This is a genomic window from Methylocaldum szegediense (genome assembly GCF_949769195.1).
GTDB lineage: Bacteria > Pseudomonadota > Gammaproteobacteria > Methylococcales > Methylococcaceae > Methylocaldum > Methylocaldum szegediense.
This window is the reverse complement of the sequence record NZ_OX458333.1, coordinates 3,292,894-3,315,431: the sequence shown is the minus strand read 5'-3', so window position 1 is coordinate 3,315,431 and position 22,538 is coordinate 3,292,894. Positions and strand designations below refer to the sequence as shown.

General features: G+C 54.7%; 19 protein-coding genes. 8 read left to right on the top strand and 11 right to left on the bottom strand.

Annotated features, from left to right (window positions below):
• Positions 1–44: 44 nt before the first annotated feature.
• The gene (locus QEN43_RS14260) at positions 45–1,001 is read right to left on the bottom strand and encodes an IS110 family RNA-guided transposase (protein ID WP_317963343.1); all 957 of its coding nucleotides are present in this window, start codon (positions 999–1,001) and stop codon (positions 45–47) included.
• A gap of 25 nt (positions 1,002–1,026) precedes the next feature.
• Here QEN43_RS14260 and QEN43_RS14255 point away from each other — a divergent pair, with 25 nt between their 5' ends.
• Complete coding sequence (locus QEN43_RS14255; protein ID WP_317963342.1) at positions 1,027–1,284, top strand: hypothetical protein; 258 nt, start codon at positions 1,027–1,029, stop codon at positions 1,282–1,284.
• A 12-nt stretch (positions 1,285–1,296) separates the two neighbouring features.
• Here QEN43_RS14255 and prsT read toward each other — a convergent pair whose 3' ends face one another.
• The 4 genes from prsT to QEN43_RS14235 form a co-directional block, all read right to left on the bottom strand.
• Entirely contained in the window at positions 1,297–4,098 is a 2,802-nt protein-coding gene (gene prsT / locus QEN43_RS14250; protein WP_026610918.1) for an XrtA/PEP-CTERM system TPR-repeat protein PrsT, read from the bottom strand.
• A gap of 272 nt (positions 4,099–4,370) precedes the next feature.
• A complete protein-coding gene (locus QEN43_RS14245) occupies positions 4,371–5,054 on the bottom strand; it encodes an O-methyltransferase (RefSeq protein ID WP_026610919.1) in 684 nt (227 codons plus the stop codon).
• 298 nt (positions 5,055–5,352) lie between these two features.
• Positions 5,353–6,993 (bottom strand): glucose-6-phosphate isomerase, encoded by a 1,641-nt coding sequence (gene pgi / locus QEN43_RS14240; RefSeq protein ID WP_026610920.1) that lies wholly within the window; start codon positions 6,991–6,993, stop codon positions 5,353–5,355.
• 166 nt (positions 6,994–7,159) lie between these two features.
• Positions 7,160–7,567: a bacteriohemerythrin gene (locus QEN43_RS14235; protein WP_026610921.1), complete on the bottom strand. Its 408-nt coding sequence runs from the start codon at positions 7,565–7,567 to the stop codon at positions 7,160–7,162.
• A 210-nt stretch (positions 7,568–7,777) separates the two neighbouring features.
• Between QEN43_RS14235 and argH the strand changes: the two genes are divergently transcribed.
• Together argH and QEN43_RS14225 are read left to right on the top strand one after the other, a co-directional pair.
• Positions 7,778–9,175 (top strand): argininosuccinate lyase, encoded by a 1,398-nt coding sequence (argH, locus tag QEN43_RS14230; protein ID WP_026610922.1) that lies wholly within the window; start codon positions 7,778–7,780, stop codon positions 9,173–9,175.
• Complete coding sequence (locus QEN43_RS14225; protein WP_026610923.1) at positions 9,172–9,798, top strand: histidine phosphatase family protein; 627 nt, start codon at positions 9,172–9,174, stop codon at positions 9,796–9,798. Before argH ends, QEN43_RS14225 begins: the two co-directional genes overlap by 4 nt.
• 7 nt (positions 9,799–9,805) lie before the next feature.
• Here QEN43_RS14225 and QEN43_RS14220 read toward each other — a convergent pair whose 3' ends face one another.
• The 3 genes from QEN43_RS14220 to QEN43_RS14210 are packed head-to-tail and all read right to left on the bottom strand — an operon-like array spanning position 9,806 to position 11,871.
• Complete coding sequence (locus QEN43_RS14220) at positions 9,806–10,156, bottom strand: DUF4870 family protein (RefSeq protein WP_026610924.1); 351 nt, start codon at positions 10,154–10,156, stop codon at positions 9,806–9,808.
• A gap of 24 nt (positions 10,157–10,180) precedes the next feature.
• Positions 10,181–10,858 carry an N-acetylmuramate alpha-1-phosphate uridylyltransferase MurU gene (gene murU, locus QEN43_RS14215; RefSeq protein WP_026610925.1) on the bottom strand — a complete coding sequence of 226 codons (678 nt, stop codon included), beginning with the start codon at positions 10,856–10,858 and terminating at the stop codon, positions 10,181–10,183.
• The gene (locus tag QEN43_RS14210; RefSeq protein WP_036269058.1) at positions 10,855–11,871 is read right to left on the bottom strand and encodes an aminoglycoside phosphotransferase family protein; all 1,017 of its coding nucleotides are present in this window, start codon (positions 11,869–11,871) and stop codon (positions 10,855–10,857) included. The genes murU and QEN43_RS14210 overlap by 4 nt, the downstream gene beginning before the upstream one ends.
• Before the next feature lie 217 nt (positions 11,872–12,088).
• Here QEN43_RS14210 and lptD point away from each other — a divergent pair, with 217 nt between their 5' ends.
• The 4 genes from lptD to rsmA are packed head-to-tail and all read left to right on the top strand — an operon-like array spanning position 12,089 to position 18,003.
• On the top strand, positions 12,089–14,842 hold the full coding sequence (lptD, locus tag QEN43_RS14205; protein WP_026610927.1) for an LPS assembly protein LptD: 2,754 nt from the start codon (positions 12,089–12,091) through the stop codon (positions 14,840–14,842).
• A 16-nt stretch (positions 14,843–14,858) separates the two neighbouring features.
• Positions 14,859–16,214, top strand: a complete 1,356-nt coding sequence (locus QEN43_RS14200) for a peptidylprolyl isomerase (RefSeq protein WP_051331824.1) — start codon at positions 14,859–14,861, stop codon at positions 16,212–16,214.
• Positions 16,211–17,209: a 4-hydroxythreonine-4-phosphate dehydrogenase PdxA gene (gene pdxA / locus QEN43_RS14195; protein WP_036269060.1), complete on the top strand. Its 999-nt coding sequence runs from the start codon at positions 16,211–16,213 to the stop codon at positions 17,207–17,209. Before QEN43_RS14200 ends, pdxA begins: the two co-directional genes overlap by 4 nt.
• Positions 17,206–18,003 (top strand): 16S rRNA (adenine(1518)-N(6)/adenine(1519)-N(6))-dimethyltransferase RsmA, encoded by a 798-nt coding sequence (gene rsmA / locus QEN43_RS14190; protein ID WP_026610928.1) that lies wholly within the window; start codon positions 17,206–17,208, stop codon positions 18,001–18,003. The genes pdxA and rsmA overlap by 4 nt, the downstream gene beginning before the upstream one ends.
• A 202-nt stretch (positions 18,004–18,205) precedes the next feature.
• Here rsmA and QEN43_RS14185 read toward each other — a convergent pair whose 3' ends face one another.
• Positions 18,206–19,840, bottom strand: a complete 1,635-nt coding sequence (locus QEN43_RS14185; protein WP_317963341.1) for an alpha-D-glucose phosphate-specific phosphoglucomutase — start codon at positions 19,838–19,840, stop codon at positions 18,206–18,208.
• Between the two features lie 801 nt (positions 19,841–20,641).
• Here QEN43_RS14185 and QEN43_RS14180 point away from each other — a divergent pair.
• Entirely contained in the window at positions 20,642–20,920 is a 279-nt protein-coding gene (locus tag QEN43_RS14180; RefSeq protein WP_026610930.1) for an Lpp/OprI family alanine-zipper lipoprotein, read from the top strand.
• A gap of 194 nt (positions 20,921–21,114) precedes the next feature.
• On the opposite strand, the gene QEN43_RS14175 is transcribed toward QEN43_RS14180, so the two are convergent.
• Together QEN43_RS14175 and ccmB are read right to left on the bottom strand one after the other, a co-directional pair.
• A complete protein-coding gene (locus QEN43_RS14175) occupies positions 21,115–21,861 on the bottom strand; it encodes a heme ABC transporter permease (protein WP_026610931.1) in 747 nt (248 codons plus the stop codon).
• 5 nt (positions 21,862–21,866) lie between these two features.
• Positions 21,867–22,535, bottom strand: a complete 669-nt coding sequence (ccmB, locus tag QEN43_RS14170) for a heme exporter protein CcmB (protein ID WP_026610932.1) — start codon at positions 22,533–22,535, stop codon at positions 21,867–21,869.
• Positions 22,536–22,538: the final 3 nt, after the last annotated feature.

Here is a 22,538-nt window from a genome sequence, read left to right as displayed (position 1 = left end):
CGTGACGGCCCCATACTTGCCGGTTTAAGATACTGTCTTAAGGATCACGATGCAAGCGCAAAATTGGGATCGAACGGTCGGCCGGATTTGAGGACGCCGTAGGCCAGGACGAGGAGCTTGCGCATGGCGGCGCCGACGATGAGTTTGCCGTTCTTGCCTTGGGCTTTAAGGCGCTCGCAGAAGGCCCGGATCAGTGGGTTATGGCGCCGGGCGACGATGGCCGGCATGTAAAGGGCCTTGCGGAGCAAGGCGTCGCCGGTCTTGGACAGGCGGGTGTGGCCTTTCCATTTACCGGACTGATGCTCTTTGGGCGAGAGCCCGGCAAAGGCGGCGACGCTGCGCGCGTTTTCGAAGCGGTGAACGTCGCCCAGGGCGGCCAGCAGCACCGGGATCGTGGCGTCGCCCAAACCGGGGATGGTGTCGAGCAGGTCACGCCGTTGCCGGAGGTCCGGATCGCGGTCGATGTGCTCGCGGATGCGCTTTTGGGTCGCGGCGATCTCGGCATCGAGGCTGGCAAGCACGGCTTCGATGGAGGCGCGTACGGTGGGGTCGGCCCCGTCCAGGCGGTTTTTTTCCATCTGCCGCATCTCGAGGAGGCTCTCGAGCCGACGCACTAAGGCTTGTAATTGGCGCACGGCCGGCGGAGGCGGCTGCCAGAGCAGAGGCCGTTGGCTGAGACAGAAGCGGGCGATGAGCTTGGCATCGGTCTTGTCGGTTTTGGTGCGGCTCAGTTCGGCTTGGCCGAAGGCGTGGATTTGGGCAGGGTTGACCACGCTGACGGCGAGGCCGTGGTCGACCAGGAACAGGGCCAAGCCCTCACCATAGCGGCCGGTGGCCTCCAGGCATACGTGGGGCGTTGGGAAGGCTTGCAGCCAGGCCAGGAACGCCTTAAACCCTTCGGGCGTGTTCTGGAAGACCTTGGTTTTGTACTTGCCGTTGCGTAGCGCGGCGGCGTCGAACTTGGCTTTGGCGATGTCGATACCGATGGGGATGAACGTCATAGGGTCTCCTTGGTCTGCGTTGACGATGGGGCAAAGTGCTGACCGATCGAAACCGCTCCTGCCGGGTTCAGCCTTATCCATCCAGGGTGTTGCCCAAGGCAGCCCTACGATACCGTTCGAACTCTATGGCGAGGAAGGGACGCTGGGGGACGATCTACGGCGCGGGCTTCAGGCCCAAGGTCGGCAACGTCTTGCCCAGCGTCTGGGTCCGATGATCAGTCGGAGATTCTGCCTCTTGTGGAATGCAGAATCGAGATATAAGGAATACCGTCACGCCTATTGAACAATTGCTTTTTTATTTGGCAGATATCTTCAGGCTCTTTAGAAACTGTTCCGCCTCCGCTCGCCCCTTGAAATCAGCCTCGTCGCCCAACAGCTCCGTCAATACCTTACGCGCGTCTTCCGTCCGGCCACTCTTAGCATATGCCAAGGCCAGGTGGTAACGAATTTCGGGGTTCTTCCGGGCATATGTATAAGCCTGCTGCATCAGATTCAAGGCTCGATCCGGCTGATTTGTTTCTAAAAGAATCATGGCCAGCGTGTCCAAAAACGCGGCGGATTTGGGCGCCCGGCTTACTGCCTTTTCCGCATACTCAAGCGCCAGAGTCGGATTCTCTTTCCGAAGCATCCAGGCCAAGTCGTTGAGAGCGAACACATTGTCCGGCTGCGTTTCCAGGATCATCTGCAATTCTTTTCGCGCATCCTCCGTACGCCCGATGGAGCCCAACAACCCGGCCTTCATGTAACGTACGTAACCATCCTTCGGATAACGATTCGTCCATTCCGCTAGTGTCGTCATGGCCTTATCCCTATCCCCGGCAGCCCACTGCGCCTGGGCGAGGCTGACGACCGCACGACTGCTTGGCGCTTTTTCCAGAGCGGATGCGAAGGCCGCTGCCGCGTTCTTAGGCTTGCGCTGTTGCATGGCAAACCATCCTTCCAGCTCCATCACCTCAGGACTTTCGGGTAGTTCCTTCTTTAAACTGACGAGGTGTTTTTCCGCTTCCGGCAGCTTTTTCTCCTGTGCTAGCAATCTCACCATTGCCGCTCGCGACCGAAAAAATTTCGGATCGAGTTCGAGCGACTTCTCCAGAGACGCATGCGCACCCTTCGTGTCCTTGTTTTCGACTTGAGCACGCGCTAGGAGATAATACGACCGCGCCGACTTAGGTGCGATTTCCACTAGTGTTTTGGCCGTTTCCAGCGCCCGCACATCGCTGTTTTCCTCAAGCTGAGCCTCGACCAGCGAGGCTAGAAATTCCGGATTTTTTCCGTGATCGCCGCGAACCTCCTCCAATTGAGTGACCGCCTTTGCGGCTTGGCCGAAACGGGTATATAAGCGAGCGAGAGCCAGTCTTGGCGCCAACGCTTTAGGATTCGCTTCGATGGCTTGCTTCAAATAGCGCTCGGTCTCCGGAATGTTGTTTTTGCGCGCCTGGATTTCCGCCAAACCGACGTAAGCAGGGACATGGTTCGGATAATCCTTCAGAATCTTTCGAAAGTGCTCCTCTGCCTGATTGAAATCTTTTTCCCGCAACGCCAACTGAGCTAGGCCAATTTGTGCCATGAGGTCTTTGGGAGCTAATTTCAGCGCTTCCCCAAAAGACTTCCGCGCACTCGTCAAATCATTCTTTTGCAGGGACATCATGGCTTCGAGGTTCAGCGGCAACGCTTTGTCCGGCATCTTCGCTTTGAGCTTATCGATAACCTCCTGTGCCTTGTCGAACTGTTTGGTTCGTATGTGTGTCAACGCGATATAGATATCTGCTTGAATGAGGTCCGGATTGAGTTCAACAGCGGTCTCCAAAGCTTCCAAACCCTTTTCGGTTTCCCCCGCTCCAATCAGACCGAGACCAAGCTGCGCCTTAGTAACGGGCGAATCAGGATTGAGTTCGGCGACCTTCTGTAGATATTCGACACCTTGATCGCTGTTACCCAATGCGAATTCGACGTTCGCCATCAGCTTCAAGGTAAAAAGGTCTTCCGGCCGAGATTGCGCTACCGGCGTTAGGAACCGCTTGGCAGCAGGAAAGTCCTTCTCGCGGAACTTCACCAGAGCCATCATTTGGTTGCCTTTCACGGACCCAGGCACCGCGGCCAAAAAACGCGCCAACGTGGCATCGGCCTGTGCAAGATGATTTTGGTACAGATGGCTAACTGCTAGGGCGTATAGCGTGAGTGGGTATCTGTCATTCAGACTCAGACTTTCTTCAAATGCGGCTTGTGCCTCCGAGTATTTCTTATCCATCAGCTTGATGACTCCATCAGCGTAATGCGCTAGAAAATACTTCGGCGCCTCATTCATGAGTACGTCCACATCTTCTTTCGCGCTATCCATCTTCTTGAGAGCAATTCGCAGCAAAGCACGATTTGCTCGGTCAGCATAATTCCTTGGCCCTAATTCGATAGCCTTACCATAGCTGGCCTCCGCCTGCTCGGAGTCGCCCGTTGCCTGTTCCAGCTGAGCCTTTAAGCTCCAAGCTTTCGCCAAACCAGGGTCAGCCTCCAAAGCCTTTGAAATAAATTGTTTAGCCTGATCGAACTCCTTATCATTAAGCGCGAGGCTGGCCAAACCAAGATGTGCTAACGCAGATCGATCGTCGATTGCCAACGCCTGCTCATACTCAGCTCGAGCCTTATCCGGCTTATTCATAGCCAACCAGGCGTTGCCGCGGTAAGCCGTTAAACTGGCTTTATCTTTTGCGTCGAGCGAGGCTGGAGCATCGATTTCATCTAGAATTTGCTGGCTTTTGCCTTGCAACTGCAAAGCCTCGGCGAGGGGTAACAAAATAGCCTCTTTGGCTACCCCCAGTTCCATGGCTCGCCTAAGTTCTTTTTCGGCAGCAGGACCGTTAACGAGGGTGACATAGACTTCACCCAAAAGCCGACGGGCTTCCGCGTTGTCTGGATTCTTTTGTAATGCACTTTTTAATTCGATCGAGCTACCACGATAATCATGTTTGTCCAAAAACTCCTTGGCTTTGGCGACGTGCTCCGCATCGGTCGCTTCATGAAAAAGATCGCAGCCAGTCAAAACCAGCCCTAGTGACAACGCAAGAATTCGGTTACACGACTTGCCGGTGAGTTTTTGGTTCATAAATCATTCCTAACTCAGGTAAAAATAGAGGCAAATGCGAATACGCCGCGCTAACGCATGACAGACAAGGATAACGCCGCACTAATAGTAGGTGACATCAACGCGCTTTACCAAAGCCTGAATATTGACGCGAATCGAGGACCTTCTTCTTGGGTAGAACGAAGGCATGCGCTCTATGCACGAAGCGCATCACGCGCGGTAACGAAGCGAACTGACAAATAACGTTCGATGCAGACAGTTAAGTATTCATGTGAGCCAATGTTGTAAATCGCCTATTTCTTCCTAGCGACAATCACGCCGTCCCGCGTCGGATTGATGAAGGCATCGAAATCCGGATCGTTGAAGATGAGCCGGTTATGCTCGCGTATGGCGTCAGTCCAGCCAGGAACAATATCTATAGGGTTCTCGACGGTAACACGACCGTGCCACAAGACATTATCCGCAATATAGAGCCCGCCCGGACGGATACGTTCTCGCGCGAGGCGCCACACTTCAGGGTAGTCACCCTTGTCCACGTCGTTGTAGCAAATGTCGAATTCGCCTTCGGTAGCCTGGAAGATGGCCTGAGCAAAACCGGTTCGAAAGTCGACCCTATCCCATAACCCGGCTTTGCTGAGAAAATATTCCGCTTTTGCGCGATTGTTCACATCACCATCGGTACAAATCACTTGACCGGTCGACCCAACAGCCTCCGCAAACCAATAAGCGGAATAACCAAACCCGCTGCCGAATTCGAAAATGCGTTTCGCGCCGATGCTTTTGGCAACGGTTTTCAGGAACAATCCCACCAACCGTCCGACGATCGGAAAGTTTTGCTGCCGGGCCAATTCTTCCATTTCCAGGGGAACCGGCGCGTCCGTTGGACCGGCGAGGTCGATCAGGTAGCGCTCTATGTCCGGATGTACTGGCGAAAGTACACTTGGATTCGGTGCAGTGGGATCTTTGAGATCGCTCATGCCGCTCACTCCCTAAACATTCAAAAATAGGCTACTCAGCCGACCAGTAGCTTAGATCACTCATCACTTCAAACCGATTCGACTAGGCATGACGCTGGAGTACAACATTTCCGGATTTGACAGCGACTTGGCAAGCTCATTGCTTCGTTGGTTGGAAAGGGCCAGAGCACATCTCCAGGTCGATAAAGGGACACTGTGGACGGAATGATCATCGGCATACCCACGCAAGGCGGACGGTCGCTTGCCCCCCGGTCCATTTCGGACGCGCGCGATCCACCCTTGACCGTGCCGTCATACCCTAACGTATTTCTTTATAGTAATTGATCAGGCCATTCGTGGAAGCGTCGTGAGCAAAAACCCTGTCGTCGTCCGCCAATTCCGACAGAATGGTTCGGGCCAGCCGTTTCCCCAACTCGACCCCCATTTGGTCGAAGGAATTGATATTCCAGATCGCGCCCTGAGTGAATATCTTGTGCTCGTACAAAGCGATCAGGGTACCTAACGTTTCTGGAGTTAGCTTTCGATAAAGAAACGAGTTGGATGGCTTGTTTCCCGGAAAGGTTTTCGCCGCGGCCAATTCCGTCAATCCCTTACCGGTCAAACCCTCGGCTTCGAGCTCGTCCTTGGCTTCGTCGAAAGTCTTGCCTCGCATCAACGCCTCCGGCTGTGCGAGGAAATTGGATACCAAGATTTCGTGGTGTCGACCTAGACTGTGGTGGCTTTGCGCCGCCGCCAGAAAGTCGCAAGGGATCAGCTTTCGGCTTTGATGAATCAACTGATAAAAGGCATGCTGCCCATTGGTGCCGGGCTGACCGAAAATAATTGGGCCGGTACTGTAATCGACCGGCTTGCCTTCAATATCCACCATTTTGCCGTTGCTTTCCATGTCGACTTGTTGCAAGTGAGCAGGCAATTCCTCCAGATATTGATCATAGGGCAGAATGGCGTAGGACTCGGCACCGAAAAAATTGGCGTACCAGATCCCGAGCAAGCCCATAATTACCGGAATATTCCGCTCGAAAGGCTGCGTTCGAAAATGTTCGTCTACCTTGTGCGCCCCGGCCAGTAACGCCTCGAACGCATCCATGCCGACGGCTAGAGCGATGGGCAGACCAATGACAGACCATAACGAATACCTTCCGCCCACCCAATCCCAAAATTCGAACATATTCGCCGTGTCGATGCCGAATTCGGCCACCCTTTCGGCATTGGTCGAAATCGCCACGAAATGCTTAGCAATGGCGGATTGATCATCGATCTTCGTCAAAAACCATTCCCGCGCCGATCGGGCATTGGTCATGGTCTCCTGTGTGGTGAATGTCTTCGAGGAAATGCAGAACAGCGTGGTTTCGGGATCCAAGTCTCTCAAGTTGTTCAAAAGATCCGCTTCGTCCACATTGGACACGAAACGCACACGCAGACGGGGATGCGCATAGGGCGAAAGCGCCTTCACCGCCATTTTTGGCCCCAAATCGGAGCCACCGATTCCGATGTTGACCACATCGGTGATCGCTTTGCCGGTGCACCCCCGCCATTCGCCGGAACGCACCGATTCGGTGAACTTCCGCATTTGCGCTAGAACCCGATTGACATCGGGCATCACATCCCTGCCGTCGACGTAAATGGGACGGTTGGAACGGTTGCGAAGAGCCACGTGCAATACCGCACGATTTTCGGTGACATTGATTTTGTCGCCCCGGAACATGGCGGCGATTTTTTCTTTCAAACCCGCCTGCCGGGCCAGATCGAGCAACAGGCTGACGGTTTGAACTGTGATTCGATTCTTGGAGTAGTCAAACAATAAATCGTCAAGGCGCAGCGAGAACCGCTCGAAACGTTGTGGGTCTTCAGCGAAGAGATCTCGCATGTGAAGACCGCTGATTTCACGGTAATGTTGGGTGAGCGACTGCCAAGCCGGAAGGCTGGAAAGTTGGGTCATCTACTAGTTCCGAATTCGTTATTTTCTCCCCAAAATGCTACTACAGGCCACGAAGTGAATAAATCAGGAATAACGAAGATTGCCGGCGACGAGGCCGGCAATCTCGAATGACAGCAACTCAAGGAACCTAGCGGCTCACGAATACACGAACCACGATGTACCCGCGTCACGCAATGCCTTTGCTGTTTAAGAAGGGACCGTAATGTTTGTCGACGTTTGGAATGTGTTTCACAAGCCAGTCCTTGACAAACGTGGTCGTCTCCGGGGTAATGTCGATCGCTCCGGCATGGAATTTCTTCTGAACATCGAGACAGGTTTGCACCAAATTGTCGTGCTCGGCCTTGTGCGCCTCAAACTCAGGATATCCATGGGCCTGCATCAGATCTTCTTCGGTCTTGAAATGCATGGCCACGTAATCGATCAGCGCGTCCAACTGACGCCCGATTGCTTGTCGGTCTCCCGAGCCGAGCGACTCGTGCAGCCCGTTAACCATGGCGAAAATCTGCTGATGTTGTTCATCGGCTTTGCTGACGTTTGTTCCAAACGCTTCTTTAGTCCACTCTAAAAGGGCCATCGGATTTGTCTCCTGAATCTGAATATTGATTTGTTCAGTGATGTATGCCGAATAGGCCATGGAACTTTATAACGCGCCCCTAAAGCCATTTTTGATTTATGTCAAGTCTTGACGATTTACTTCCTACCGGTGAAACGGAAACCCTCCGAGTCGCTGGACTCCGGTTATAATCGTCGGCATAAAAGCCTCATTTTTCACAAGACAACTCCGATGAGCAGCGAACCCAAACCCTGGGCAGGCCGTTTCACCGAGGCTACCGATGCCTTCGTAGAGGCCTTTACCGCGTCCATTGACTTCGATAAGCGTCTGGCCCCTTATGACATTCAGGGTTCCATCGCTCATGCTGCGATGCTGAAACGCATCGGTGTATTGAGCGAGGAGGAATGCGAGATCATCACCCAAGGATTGGAACATATCCGGGGGGAGATCGAGCGCGGCGAATTTTCCTGGTCGGTGAAACTCGAAGATGTCCACATGAACATCGAGGCCCGTTTGACCGAGCGTATCGGCGAAGCGGGGAAGAAGCTTCACACCGGCCGCTCCCGAAACGACCAGGTCGCTACCGACGTGCGGCTCTATCTCCGCCATGAGATCGACCAAATTGTCCGCGAAATCCTCAGACTTCAGGCTGCGTTATTGGACCTGGCGGAACGCGAGGCGGATACGATCATGCCGGGGTTCACCCATCTCCAGGTCGCCCAGCCGGTAACCTTCGGCCATCATTTATTGGCCTGGTACGAAATGTTGTCGAGAGATTACGAGCGCCTGCTCGACTGTCGAAAACGAGTCAACATCATGCCCCTAGGTGCGGCTGCTTTGGCCGGCACGACGTTTCCACTGGATCGTTTCTATACCGCCGAATTGCTCGGCTTCGACCGACCGGCGGCGAATTCCTTGGACGCAGTCAGCGATCGCGACTTCGCCGTCGAATTCATCGCCTGCGCCAGCCTCATCATGATGCATTTGTCGCGGTTCTCCGAAGAACTGATTCTATGGACATCGGCCCAGTTCGGTTTCATCGATTTGCCGGATGCCTTTTGCACAGGCTCTTCGATCATGCCACAGAAAAAAAACCCGGACGTACCAGAACTCGTACGGGGCAAATCAGGACGGGTGTTCGGGCACCTGATGAGTCTGCTGACGCTGATGAAAAGCCAGCCTCTGGCGTACAACAAGGACAACCAGGAGGACAAGGAGCCTTTGTTCGACACGGTGGACACCTTACGAAATTGTCTTCGGGCTTTCGCCGACATGATGCCCCATGTCCAGCCAAACCGGGATAGCATGTATAAATCCGCGCAGAAAGGCTACGCGACGGCCACGGATTTGGCGGACTACTTAGTTCGCAAGGGTGTTCCCTTCCGCGATGCCCACGAGATTGTCGGTAAAGCGGTACGATTGGGCATAGAAACCGGGCGCGACCTTTCCCGGTTGTCCTTGACCGAATTGCAACAGTTGTCAGCTACGATCGGACCCGATGTTTTCGAAATCCTGACACTGGAAGGCTCCGTCAGGGCGCGCAATCACTTTGGCGGAACCGCTCCCAACCAGGTCAGGGCTGCCGTAAAGCAGGCTCGGCGACGTCTCGAGGAGGTGGTTATAACTTGATTACCGAGGAGCGCGTTTCAACTCTCATCGATCTGATGCGCCACGGCGAGCCCGTAGGCGGAAGCCGATACCGCGGACAGATAGACGATCCCCTGAGTAGCACAGGCTGGTCACAGATGTGGGCTGCCGTCGGTCAGCATTATCCATGGGAGATTATCGTCACCTCGCCGCTCGCCCGGTGCCAGTCCTTCGCCGAAGAACTGAGCGAGCGCAGCGGTATTCCTATGGAAATCGAACCGCGACTGAAGGAAATCGGTTTCGGCGTATGGCAGGGGAAAACACGGGAAGAAATCACCCAGTACGATCCCGGCGTGCTCCAGCGTTTTTATCGCGATCCCATGAACAACCGTCCCGATGACGCTGAGGGACTCGCGGAGTTCAGAAGCCGCATCGTCTCAGCCTGGAACGACATTCTCAACCACCACGCCGGAAAACACATCCTGATCATCTGCCACGCCGGCACCATTCGCATGGTGCTTGCCCACATCCTGGACATCCCTTTATCCAACCTGTTCCGAATAAAGGTCGCCGCCGCCGGCATTACACGCATCGAGTGTCTGGAACAGGGCGAAGAATTCCTCGGGCAACTGGTCTTCCACAACGGTTCGCTGCAAGCACATTAGCCCCGGTTCAGCTGACCGGCCGATCTTCGCTCAGGGCGATCCATCCTATGGCGATTCGGTAAACGACCCAGATCGTATTGGCGGCGAGAATGACGTAGCCAATGAAAAGAAACAAAGTCAAGCCGCCGACGATTCCCCATAGGATGCTGTACCAGAAAGTTCTGATTTGCCAGCGGAAATGCGTTTCCAGCCAGGTACCCGCCACGTCCGGCCACTTCACGTAATTGATCACCGCAGCGAAGATATAGGTGATTCCCACCAAGAAAGACGCGGCCTGCAAGGCATAAATGACTTGCGTGAGTCTTTTCTCTTTACTGAGATCCCTTACCCTCGAATTGGAAAAAGTCTCGCCTTGCATTTCAAACCTCCGGTATCAGGCTCATCATGAGTTACGCTTTGCTTTGGACTTCAAGTACTCATCGAATGCTTGGAGCCGGTCAATCGTACCGATATCCATCCAAAAACCAGTGTACATTTCTCCGCTGACAAGCCCATCCGCCATCGCACGTCTCAAGAGAGGCGCAAGGGGAAACTTACCCGGAGAACAGCCCGCAAACAGCTCCGGACGATAGACGCCGATACCGCTAAAAGTGAAACGGTCATCTCCGGAGTCCGAGATCCGCCCGCCGCACAGATTAAAATCGCCCCGAGGATTATGGGAAGGGTTGGGCACCAACACCAGATGAGCCAATCCGGAAATCGGCCGTCTCAATTGGCCGAAAGGAAATTCGGTCGCGATATCGCCATTCACCACCAGGAACGGCTCCTCCCCCAGAAGCGGCAGCGCGCGGTGAATACCGCCACCGGTCTCGAGCGCCTCACCCTCGACAGAGTACGCTATCCGCGCCCCGAATCGCGCACCGTCTCCCAAACGGGCTTCGATCAGTTCGCCGAGATAAGCCGTATTGACGACGATGTCGACGAAGCCGCTCCGGACCAGAGATTCGATCGTATGCTCGATCAACGGGCGACCGCCGGCCGTCAGCAGCGGCTTCGGGACACTATCGGTAAGAGGCCGCATGCGTTCGCCACGCCCAGCGGCTAAGATCATGGCTTTCATGTCACTTTATCCAGACTCATCCGGGGTAAGACCCGGTTGTCCAAAAAGCTCAGAAAGCCGGCGAATTCCGGATAGCGCCTGCAAATTTCCGTGACGTAATTCATGGTACGCGGGATATCCTTGAGGTAGCCCGGCTTACCGTCCCTGAGCTTAAGCCGCGCAAAAATGCCGATGGCTTTGAGATGGCGCTGCATTCCCATGAGATCGAACCACCGGCGGAATAGGTCAAGATCGACCGAATCCAGCACCCCCGTTTCGCAAAGACGCGTGTAATGATCGATCATCCAGACCTCGACCATGGAAGGCGGCCATGAAATGTAACAATCGCGCAACAGCGAAACCAGATCGTAGGTCACGGGACCAATGACCGCATCCTGAAAATCCAGGACGCCAGGGTTGAGCCGTTCGGTGACCATGAGATTACGGGAGTGATAATCCCGATGGACACACACTCTCGGCTGCTCCAATGCGGAAGCGATCAGACGCTGTTTCAGATCATCGAAGACTTCGGAATCCGAAGGGTCGAGAGCCAGCCCGAGAAGCAGACCGAGAAACCAATCCCGAAACAGATCCAGTTCGACCCCGAGCAGGCGCTCGTCATACGGCGGCAATCCCGATGTCTCGATATCCACGCCGGACTGCATAAGCGCCAAGGCATCCAGAGCATCTTCGTAAAGGCGGTCGGCCGACGCGGCGTTTAAAGCATCGAGATAAGAACGCGTTCCGAAATCGGTGAGCAACAAAAATCCCCGCTCCTCGTCGGTCGCGATGATCTCAGGCGCCTGCACGCCAGCATTTCGCAGCAGCGCTGCCACCCGAATGAAAGGACGCACATTTTCCCTGGACGGTGGCGCATCCATTACAATGAAGGACATCCCATTGGAATAGGCACGAAAATAACGTCGGAAACTGGCGTCGCTCGATGCGGGCTCGACCGCCTCCACCGTAAGCTTAAGCGTTTCCACCAACCAACCGGAGAGCGCCTCGAGACGTTCATCTTGCTGTATTGTCATATTGACAGTCCCTGTATCGAAAAATACTCGAAAAACCTGGATCTTACGGTAGAATGCCGCCTTTGGATCGGATATTTCACCATAAAGTGCCGCTTTAAGATAATGCCTTCCGCCATTGCGCCCCCATCGCGCCCTTCGCCACTTCGTTTTCCGCTCTAAGAGCGTGGCAGTCACTTTGCGAGTCGCCTTTCAGATTTAGATACTCCCTTGCCGCAGCATGGTGTCCCTGCTTCATTTCAACCGTGGCCGATCGGCGTTGATGTTATGCCTAGGACTGGGGCCCTCTTGCCTGCTGGCGGCCGCGTCCGACTGGGATTGCCAGCGTAGCAAGGATGACAGCGAATGGGTCTGCGTGACCCGGAAATCCAAATCCGAGACCGCCGTTACACCATCGGACCAGCCGGAGAGCAAAGCGGCGGAACCCGCGAAAGAGTTCGAGCCGGCGACCGACTCCGCCGTCGCGAGGCCAGAGGTATCTCGTCCGCCAAGAACCCGAGAACCCGCGCCGACGGCCAAGTCCGAGTTGAAACAGGGGGACCGTCCAATCAGACCGGCACCGCCTAAGTCAGTCGCCGCAGCCAAACCATCTGGTTGGACCTGCCGCCCCGGCGAAACCGGAAAAGAGTGGGATTGCTCTTTGGTCGGACCAGACCCCCAAGGTCTTGCGCGCGTAGTGCCGGAAGAAGGCGAAACGACCGAAAACTGGGCGGAAACGACGACGATTACCCAGGAAGACGAACAACGCTTCCGTAAATTGATGGCGCTGCTTCCGGCCGATCCTTGGGCAAGAGCCTGCGCAGGCAAATCGGAGTCAGCGCCGATGACCGAATTTCTGATGACTCCGCAAGACAGGCTCGCGCGCCAGCAGCAGCCTTTGGAAATTCGATCCGATTATGCCGAAATGGTGGACGATGAAATCGCGACCTTTATCGGATCAGCCGAACTGACACGGGCAGATCAAAAACTATGGGGGGATTTCGTCACCCACAACACGGTCTCAGACACCCTGAACGCCCGAGGCAACGTGATTTATCAGGAGAAAGGACTCACCTTCTCCAGCGATACCGGTTTTCTGGAGCTCGATACGAATCGCGGTGTCCTGCGTAACGCGCAGTTTATTCTAGGAACAATTCCGGCGCGGGGTACCTCGCGCTTGACGCATTTCGACAGTAACACCTTGTCTCGCTACGAGAAATTCACTTACACCACTTGTCCGCCCGGAGACACGGACTGGATGCTCCACGCCCGTAACGTCAAAATCAACAAAGAAACCGGACGCGGTTCAGCAAAACATGCCTGGCTGGAATTCAAAGGCGTACCATTACTTTACACCCCTTACATGACCTTTCCGGTGGACGATCGTAGGCAGAGCGGTTTCCTCACGCCTTCGTTCAGCAGCACCAGGGTCAGAGGCTTCGATTTGACGATACCGTATTACTTCAACCTGGCGCCCAATTTTGACGCCACGTTCACACCGCGAATCCTCACCAAGCGAGGTTATCTGTTACGTGGTGAGTTCCGGTATCTGACCGAAATGACCCGAGGCCGCCTATTCGCTGAGTATATGCCCCACGATGAGGTGCGCGGCGATTCCCGAGGCCAGTTCGGTATACTGAACGATACGCGGTTCACAGACAATCTGTTTGCCCATGTGGACGCCAATTACGTGTCTGACGACCGTTATCTGAACGAGCTAGGCAATCAGCTGAATATCGTCGACCGGCGGCATATCCGCAGTTGGGGTCAGTTGACTTATGTCGGCACGAACTTCAACGTTACAACCCTGGCGGATTACTACCAGACCATCGACCCGACGATACCGCCAGCGGCACGGCCCTATTACCGCCTACCACGGGTAACTTTCAATTACGCGCGTGGCATCGGCAATACCGGCTTTGTCTTCAGTGGTTCCAGCGAGCTCGCGAACTTCAGCCATACGGGCGGCCGCGTCACCGGTCAACGTCTGAACGTCATGCCCAGGATTTCCTATCCCTATCAAAAAGCCGGCGGTTTCATCATTCCCAGCCTGAGTCTGCAGTACACACAATACTGGCTGCAGGATCAACCCCCCGGCCTCAGCGATAGCCCGAGTCGGACCGCGCCGATCTTCTCTCTGGACAGCGGCCTGTTTTTCGAGCGCGAATTTCAAATGGGCGATACGCCGCTGCTTCAAACCCTGGAACCGCGCCTCTTTTATCTGTACATTCCCGACAGGAAGCAGGACGACCTTCCCGTATTCGACACCGGGGAATACGACTTCAGCTTTTACCAGCTATTTCGAGAGAACCGGTTTACCGGGCACGACCGCCTAGGCGATGCCAATCAGATCACACTGGCGCTCACGTCTCGAATGATAGATCAGTCCTCGGGAATGGAGCGACTCCGGGCAAGTGTCGGAGAAATTTTCTACTTCGACGATCGCGATGTGAGCTTGCCCAATCTCCCTCAAAGACCTGGGAACAAATCCAACCTCGTCGGTGAAGTCTATTCTCGGTTGACCAATACCTGGTCTATTCGCACCGGCGGACAGTGGAATCCGGAGGATGGCACGATCGATCGCGGTCAGATCGCCCTGCAGTACGACGACCGCGACAACCATCTGTTCAACGTCGCTTATCGCTTTCGCCGCGACCAGAACCTCGACTTAGTCCGTCTGGATCTAACCGACGTGTCGTTCCGCTTACCGTTTGCAGAAGGATGGAACGCCATTGGCCGCTGGCAATATTCTTTGTTAGACCAGGTGACACTCGAAAGCTTCCTTGGAATCGAGAGGGAAACCTGTTGCTGGCGTCTCAGCATCATAGGGCGTCATTACATCAATGATATACGGACCAGTGAGGACGGCGGCAATGTCGCCAACAACGAAATATTCGTTCAGCTTGAACTGAAAGGACTGACCCGCTTCGGTCGACAGATAGACCGGTTCTTGGAGCGCAGTATCAGTGGCTACCGGCTAGAAGGCGATGAATGATCGAATACGACAGACCATGGGCGACGTAACGTCTTGTCGCGGCAGATGCTCTGGATTCCAATCCGGAAGATCTATCTTCCTGTTGCTTTTACTACTGCCATGGACGGTGATCGCCGGAGAACCGATCGACCGCATTATGGCGGTTGTCGAGGACGGCGTGATCCTGGAAAGCGAACTACGGCAAAAACTCGAATCCATCAAAGCCAGCCTACTCCAGAGCGACACGCCCCTGCCTCCGGACGACATTCTGGCCCGGCAAGTCCTAGAACGCATGATCGTTGACAAGATTCAAGTGCATATGGCGGAAAAAGCCGGAATCCGGGTCGACGACGAAACTCTGAGGCAGGCGGTGCAACAAATCGCCCAGCGTAACAACATGAGTTTGGACGAGTTTCGCCGGTCGTTACGACAAGAAGGCATCGATTACGCCGCATTCATTGAACAGATCCGTAATGAAATCACCGTTGGGCGTCTGAGAAGCAGCCAGATCAATAACCAGATCAAGGTCAGTGATCACGAAGTGCAACATTATCTGGAAACCCAAGGGAAGTTGGATATCAATCGCGACAGCGAATACCTGCTGGGTCATATTCTGATCGCGACCCCCCAGGCCGCATCGCCATCCGAGGTACAAAAGGCCAAAGAAAAGGCTGAGCGATTGGTCGAAGAACTCAGGCAGGGTTTGGATTTCAAACAAGCGGCCTTGTCGTCCTCCGATGCGGCCCAGGCGCTGAACGGTGGCGATCTCGGCTGGCGCAAATTGAGTCAAATCCCTTCCTTGTTTGTTGATCTGGTGCCGACGATGAAGGAAGGCAGCATCGAAGGACCGATTCGAAGCCCAAGCGGATTTCACATCATCAAGCTGCTTGGAATCAAAGGCGGTGCGGACGAGAGCATGACCAAGACGCATGTGCGGCATATTCTGATCAAGCCCAATGAAGTTTTGTCAGATGAAGACGCCAAACAAAAGCTGTTGAACCTGAAACAACGCATCGAGGCCGGCGAAGACTTCGCCACGCTGGCACGCGGCCATTCCGACGACAAAGGCTCGGCAATCAAGGGCGGCGATCTCGGATTCGTACAGCCGGGCGCCTTGGTGCCGCCTTTCGAGGAAGCTATGAACCGGCTGGAGATCAACGAGCTTAGCGAGCCGGTACAAACCCAATTCGGCTGGCATCTGATCCAAGTTCTGGAACGGCAAGAGTCTAGCGACACGGACGAATTATTGAAAAACAAAGCCCGCGAGGAAATCTTCAAACGTAAAGTGGAAGAGGAAACCGAGCTTTGGCTGCGCCGGATTCGTGACGAAGCTTATGTCGAAATTCGTTTGAACGAACCCGAAACCACCTCTTTTATGCCGTCTTTCCAATGATCGCCCGGATCCTGTTGACGACCGGAGAGCCTGCCGGCATCGGCCCGGATCTCTGCGTAAAACTCGCCCAACGGGAACTGGCCTGCGATCTCAGCGTGATCGGTGATCCCTTGTTGCTCGCGGACAGAGCGAAGCGATTAGGCCTTGATATCGAGATTCGAATATCGAAAGCCGAAGACATCCAACTGCATCGACCAGGGTGTCTCAAGGTATGGCCTACGGACAACGCCGCTGACCCGACCTGCGGGCGTCTGAGCGTTGCCAATGTGCCCTATGTTCTCGAAACCATAGCCAACGGTGTAACCGCATGCCTCGAAGGGCGCTTCGACGCCTTGGTGACCGCGCCCGTGCATAAGGGCATCATCAACGAGGCTGGCGTCGCCTTTACCGGCCATACCGAATACATTGCAGCCATCAGTGGCGGCTATCCAGTCATGATGCTCACCGCGCCTGGCCTTCGCGTGGCACTGGCGACGACTCACCTACCTCTGGCGGAGGTCAGCCGCAACATCACACGCGAACGGTTGTCGAAGGTCCTCACGACATTGAAGCAAGACTTGGTCGCCCGTTTCGGCATCGCCACACCGCGCGTTCTCGTGTGCGGGCTCAATCCCCATGCCGGCGAGGGTGGTCACTTAGGACGTGAGGAAATCGAGATTATCGAGCCTGTGCTCGAAGATCTCAGGCAAAAGGGCATGAACTTAATCGGTCCGCTGCCGGCGGATACGCTTTTTCTTCCGAAATATCTCGATCATGCTGACGCCGTGCTCGCCATGTATCACGACCAGGGTTTGCCGGTGCTGAAACACCTAGGCTTCGGTCGGGCGGTGAACATCACTTTAGGGCTGCCCATCATTCGCACATCGGTAGATCATGGCACAGCCTTGGATCTGGCCGGAAGCGGAAAAGCCGATTCCGGAAGCTTGGAGGCGGCTATCGATGAAGCTATTGGCATGGCGGACAGAATGCGTCGCGCACGCCGCGAAGGCTCATGAACCACCACCCGCGCAAGCGTTTCGGCCAGAATTTCTTGCGCGACAGTAGTGTCGTGCGGCGGATCGTGCTCGGGATAGCGCCCAAGTCCGAAGATCATCTCGTGGAGATCGGTCCCGGGCAAGGCGTTCTGACGGAAGCCCTGTTACCGCTTTGCGGAAAGCTGGATGCCGTCGAAATCGACCGCGACTTAGCCGCTTCGCTGGAAAGCAAATTCTCCAACAGTCCGAAATTCCGTCTGCATTGCAGAGATGCCCTCAAGTTCCGTTTCTGCGAATTGAGTATGGGAGAAAAACTTCGCATTGTGGGCAATCTGCCGTACAACATCTCGACCCCTTTGCTTTTTCATCTTTTCACGCAGACCGAATGTATCGCGGACATGCATTTCATGCTGCAGAAGGAGGTGGTCGACAGGCTGTGCGCCGAGCCCGGTGACGAGAGCTATGGGCGGCTCGGTATCATGGCTCGATATTACTGCCGAGCCGACAGCCTTTTTGAAGTGCCGCCTGAGGCTTTCTATCCCAGGCCGCAGGTCACATCGGCCGTCGTCCGCCTGGTGCCGCACGACGTTAAACCTGTTGATGTCGATCCGAAAACCTTAGGGCAAGTGGTCGCCGCCGCTTTCTCGCAACGTCGGAAGACACTCCGCAATGCGCTCAAGCAGTTGTTTAGCGAAGGAGAAATGCGAGATCTCGGGATAGACCCTCAGGCTCGAGCGGAAACGTTGGGACTGGAAGCGTATGCCCGCCTGGCTCGTGCACTTCGGGAAAAGCAGGACAACCCGTCCGATAATTGACCTGGCGCAGCGACAAGCATCCTGAGCCAAAGGCCGAGGATAGCGGCGACTCACGTTACCGCGAAGGTATTTACCAACCGCGTAAACCGACGCCACAGTCAGCAGCTCGGCGATCTGAGAGCCAGCAACACCTTAGGACGATCCCTGGTGGCTACGGATCGCTTCGACAGCCTCGGGGTAAAAGGCACACTGATATCGGTTTTTAGGTAATGACCGTTGGTCCGGACATACCGGTTCGGATTTTGACTTCGGAAAGACTCTCGGCCAACTCGATGAGATCCTTGAGCGCCTCCTGCGGGTCCAGGCCATGCTGTGCGGGATCGCGCTCATAACGTTCGAGATAGATTCTTAACGTAGCCCCGTCGGTGCCAGTGCCAGAGAGCCTGATTACGATTCTAGCCCCGTTTTCAAAGATGACCCGAATCCCTTGCTTCTCGCTGACGCTTCCGTCCACCGGGTCGCGATAGCAAAAATCGTCCGCCACGCGGACCGAGTAAGGGCCGAAAGTCTTCCCGCTCAATCCCGGCAACTGCGCGCGCAGGTGCTCGATGATCGCTGCGCCGATTTCGGCGGGCATACCTTCGTAGTCGTGGCGCGAATAATAATCGCGACCGAACCGGCGCCAGTGCTCACGCACGATTTCGGCCACCGATTGTTTGCGAACGGCAATCAGATTCAGCCAAAACAGCACCGCCCACAAACCGTCCTTTTCGCGAACGTGATCGGAACTGGTGCCGAAGCTCTCTTCGCCGCACAAGGTAATTTTTCGGGCATCAAGCAAATTGCCGAAAAATTTCCAGCCGGTCGGCGTTTCGTAACATTCGATACCCATCGCTTCCGCCACTCGATCCACCGCCTGGCTGGTCGGCATCGATCGCGCCACGCCCCGCAAGCCTTCTTTATAGCCCGGGAGAAGATGGGCATTGGCTGCCAACACGGCGAGACTGTCACTCGGGGTCACGAAAAACTGACTACCCATGATCATGTTGCGATCACCGTCGCCGTCGGACGCTGCACCCAGCGTTGGCGCTCGGGCCCCGAACATGCGGTTCGCCAACTCCGAAGCGTGAGTCAAATTCGGATCGGGATGACCACCGCCAAAGTCTTCCAACGGAACGCCATTAACCACGGATCCGATTGGAGCGCCCAGCCTTTCTTCCAGGATTCGTATCGCATATGGCCCGGTAACGGCATGCATCGCATCGTAACTTAGCGTTATCGCTCCCGACTTCAACGCGGATTCGATCAAGTTGAAATCGAACAGGTGCTCCATCAGCTGGGCGTAATCGCTCACGGGATCGATGATCTGAATGGCCATTTCACCAAGCCGGGTTTCACCGATCGTGTCGATGTCGACATCCTCAGCCAGCGCAATCTTGTATTGATCGATGACGCGACTGCGGGCGTAAACTGCGTCGGTGAAGTTCTCGGGCGCGGGTCCACCGTTGGTGACATTGTATTTGATCCCGAAATCCTGATCGGGTCCTCCGGGATTATGACTGGCCGAAAGAACGAACCCGCCATGCGCTTTGTACTTACGAATCACACAGGATGCCGCAGGCGTCGACATCAACCCGCCTTGGCCGATCAGCAGCCGGCCGACGCCGTTGGCGGCCGACATCTTGATGATCGTTTGGATCGCCTGCCGATTGAGATAGCGCCCATCGCCCCCCACTACGAGCGTCTTGCCGGCCACGTCCCCCAAGGTATCGAAAACCGACTGAACGAAATTCTCGAGATAGTTCTCTTGTAAGAAAACTTTCACTTTCTTGCGCAATCCCGAGGTTCCGGGCTTTTGATCGGAATAGGGCGTCGTCTTTCGGGTTTCGATCTGCATAGCTGAAATATTGTAAGGTGGCTGAAATCGTCTATTTATTCTACTCAGTCATTTTCTCAGGCGAGAACCTTTTTAAGTTTTTACGAAAGAAGATTCAGAATTTGGGGGACAACACGTGAAATTTCGGTCTGTCCTCGGCCTTCTTTCGGCGTTGATAGTGATTTGAGAGCCGAAAGCAGCGTAAAAGCGCGGAAAAACGTATGGCTGTTGATCGAAAACCGTACCGCGCCTTCTGAAATTAACGGAAGGTGATCGCAACTTGGATGTTTTCTATAGATAGATAGCGATAGGTCTCCAAGACTCGAGCCTAAGCAAAGAGCGAGGAGATTACAAAACTCCGCTGGATGAATATCGTATCGGCTAGAACACCGAGAACGACCGATACCAAACGTTCTTGCGTTTTACTTACCCGAATAGGAAAACTTGGAACGCGCTTTTGCATCTTAAGGCGTATTAGGGCTGAACACCTATCGCACTATTATTACATGCTAGTCTCGATGGGTACGTTCCGCCTCAAAACGCGGTACTTGGGAGACATATCGGAATTCGCGACTTGGTGCTAGCCAAGCACTGGATTCTTCAGTTCTCCGGCTAGGCTCAGGGATGTTTTGCCATGGCAAATGAGCAAATCAAAAGGTTCGCCTGAGTAAGGAAAGGTACGCTAGTGGTAATTCGCTAATTTGTGCCAAAATAATACTGGAAAGATCGTCCGTTCCGGGTAAACTTAGACGTGTTACCCGTTTGTTTTTCGGGACGGAAGATCTCGCCAAGCATTTCAGTCAATAAAAAAGGAAAGAAACGATGATGAAAGCAACCAAATTGGGCGTACTACTGTTGTCGGCTGGCTTGACCGTAGGCTGTGCCAGCAAATCCGATCTCAACAACCTTCAGACTCAGGTCGACGGCTTGAAAGCGGAAGTTGCTTCGGTGAAGAGCACCGCCGATGAAGCGCTGTCTGCTGCTCAGGCCGCTGAATCGAAAGCTGCCAGCGCAGAATCCGCCGCTCGCCGAGCCGCTGCTTCTGCCGAGGAAGTGAACAGCAAATTGGATCGCATGTTCAGAAAGTCGATGATGAAGTAATTTCGCGCCTCTCAAGGTCGCGAACAGTTTTCGAAACCCTGGTCGATGTGAATCGGCCGGGGTTTTTTATACGTCTAGGACCCTGTCCCTAGAGTAGTTCCAGCTTAGGCTAACTGCGTTCCGTTAGAACGCGTGCACGGATTTGGTTGGGGCCGTTCAGGCCGACCCGGTCCGCTTTTCGTATTGAAAACGCTCTAATCGGCTGCGGACTCCGAGAACGCCTCCTGTACCCAAGCGCTGCGCCTCTCACGATCAAGCACTTCGGCTCGGGCACGAATCAAAAGAACCGTGAAGTAATAGAGCTGAAAAGCTGCAGCCATAAGCAGCAGCGGCAGTAGCATGCTCAAATGGATGGAGGGCTTGTCGAATTTCGTCACGGTAGGCCCCTGATGAAGGGTACTCCACCACTCCACCGAGTAATGGATGATCGGGACGTTTACAACACCGACCAAGATCAAGACGCTTCCGGCCCGGGCAGCCACGCGCTTATCCTCGATGGCGGAGACCAAGGCAATGTAGCCCAGGTAAAGAAAAAGTAAAATGAGTTCCGACGTCAACCGCGCGTCCCATACCCACCACGCCCCCCACATGGGCTTGCCCCAAAGCGAGCCCGTCGCCAATGCGAGAAATGTAAAGGATGCGCCTAGAGCAGCGGAACTGGTCGCCATCACGTCGGCCAACTTGATGTTCCAAATCAAGTAAATAGCACTCAGAACGGCCATAAACACATAAACAAAAAGTGACATCCATGCACTCGGCACGTGCACGAACATGATTCGATAGCTTTCTCCTTGTTGGTAATCCGGCGGAGCGACGAATAAGCCGAGATATAGGCCGACTAAGAACAATAAACCCGTAATCACGCCTAACCAGGCGATCAAATGGCCGGCAATAAGATAAAAATGTTTCGGCGACGCAAGTTTATGGAAAAACGTCCACATAAGTATCAACTCAAGCTAATTCGCAACGCGGCAGCTGTCGCTAAAGGAACCAAGGTAAGCGCCAGCACCAGCATGGCGGCCAGAAAATATAATTGACCAGTGACTGATAATCCCGCCGCCGCGGCCGAAACCGCGTTGGTCGCAAAAATGAGAACGGGAATGTACAAGGGCAAAACAAGCAAGGTCAGCAGTATACCTCCACGCCTAAGACCTACGGTTAACGCCACACCGATGGAGCCGATCAGGCTCAAGAGGGGCGTTCCGATCAGAAGCGTCAATTCGAGTACGGTCACGGAGGCTGAAGGCATGGAAAGGAACATGGCCAACAGCGGGGCCAACAGCAACATCGGCAGTCCGCTCACCAGCCAATGCGCCAGAACTTTCGCGAGGACCAAGAGCGAAAGAGGGTACGGACTCAAAGCCAACTGTTCCAGCGAACCATCGTCGAAATCGGAGCGGAACATGTTTTCCAGGGAATACAGTGCAGCCAGCAGTGCCGCGATCCATATCACTCCCGGAGCGATCTGGCGAAGCAGCACTTTGTCCGGACTGACGCCGAGCGGAAACAGCGTCACAACAATTAGGAAAAATAGCAGGGGATTGACAAGCTCGCCGCGGTGACGGAAGGCTAGCAACAGATCTCGCTTAAACAGCGCAAAAAAAGGCCCGATCATTTG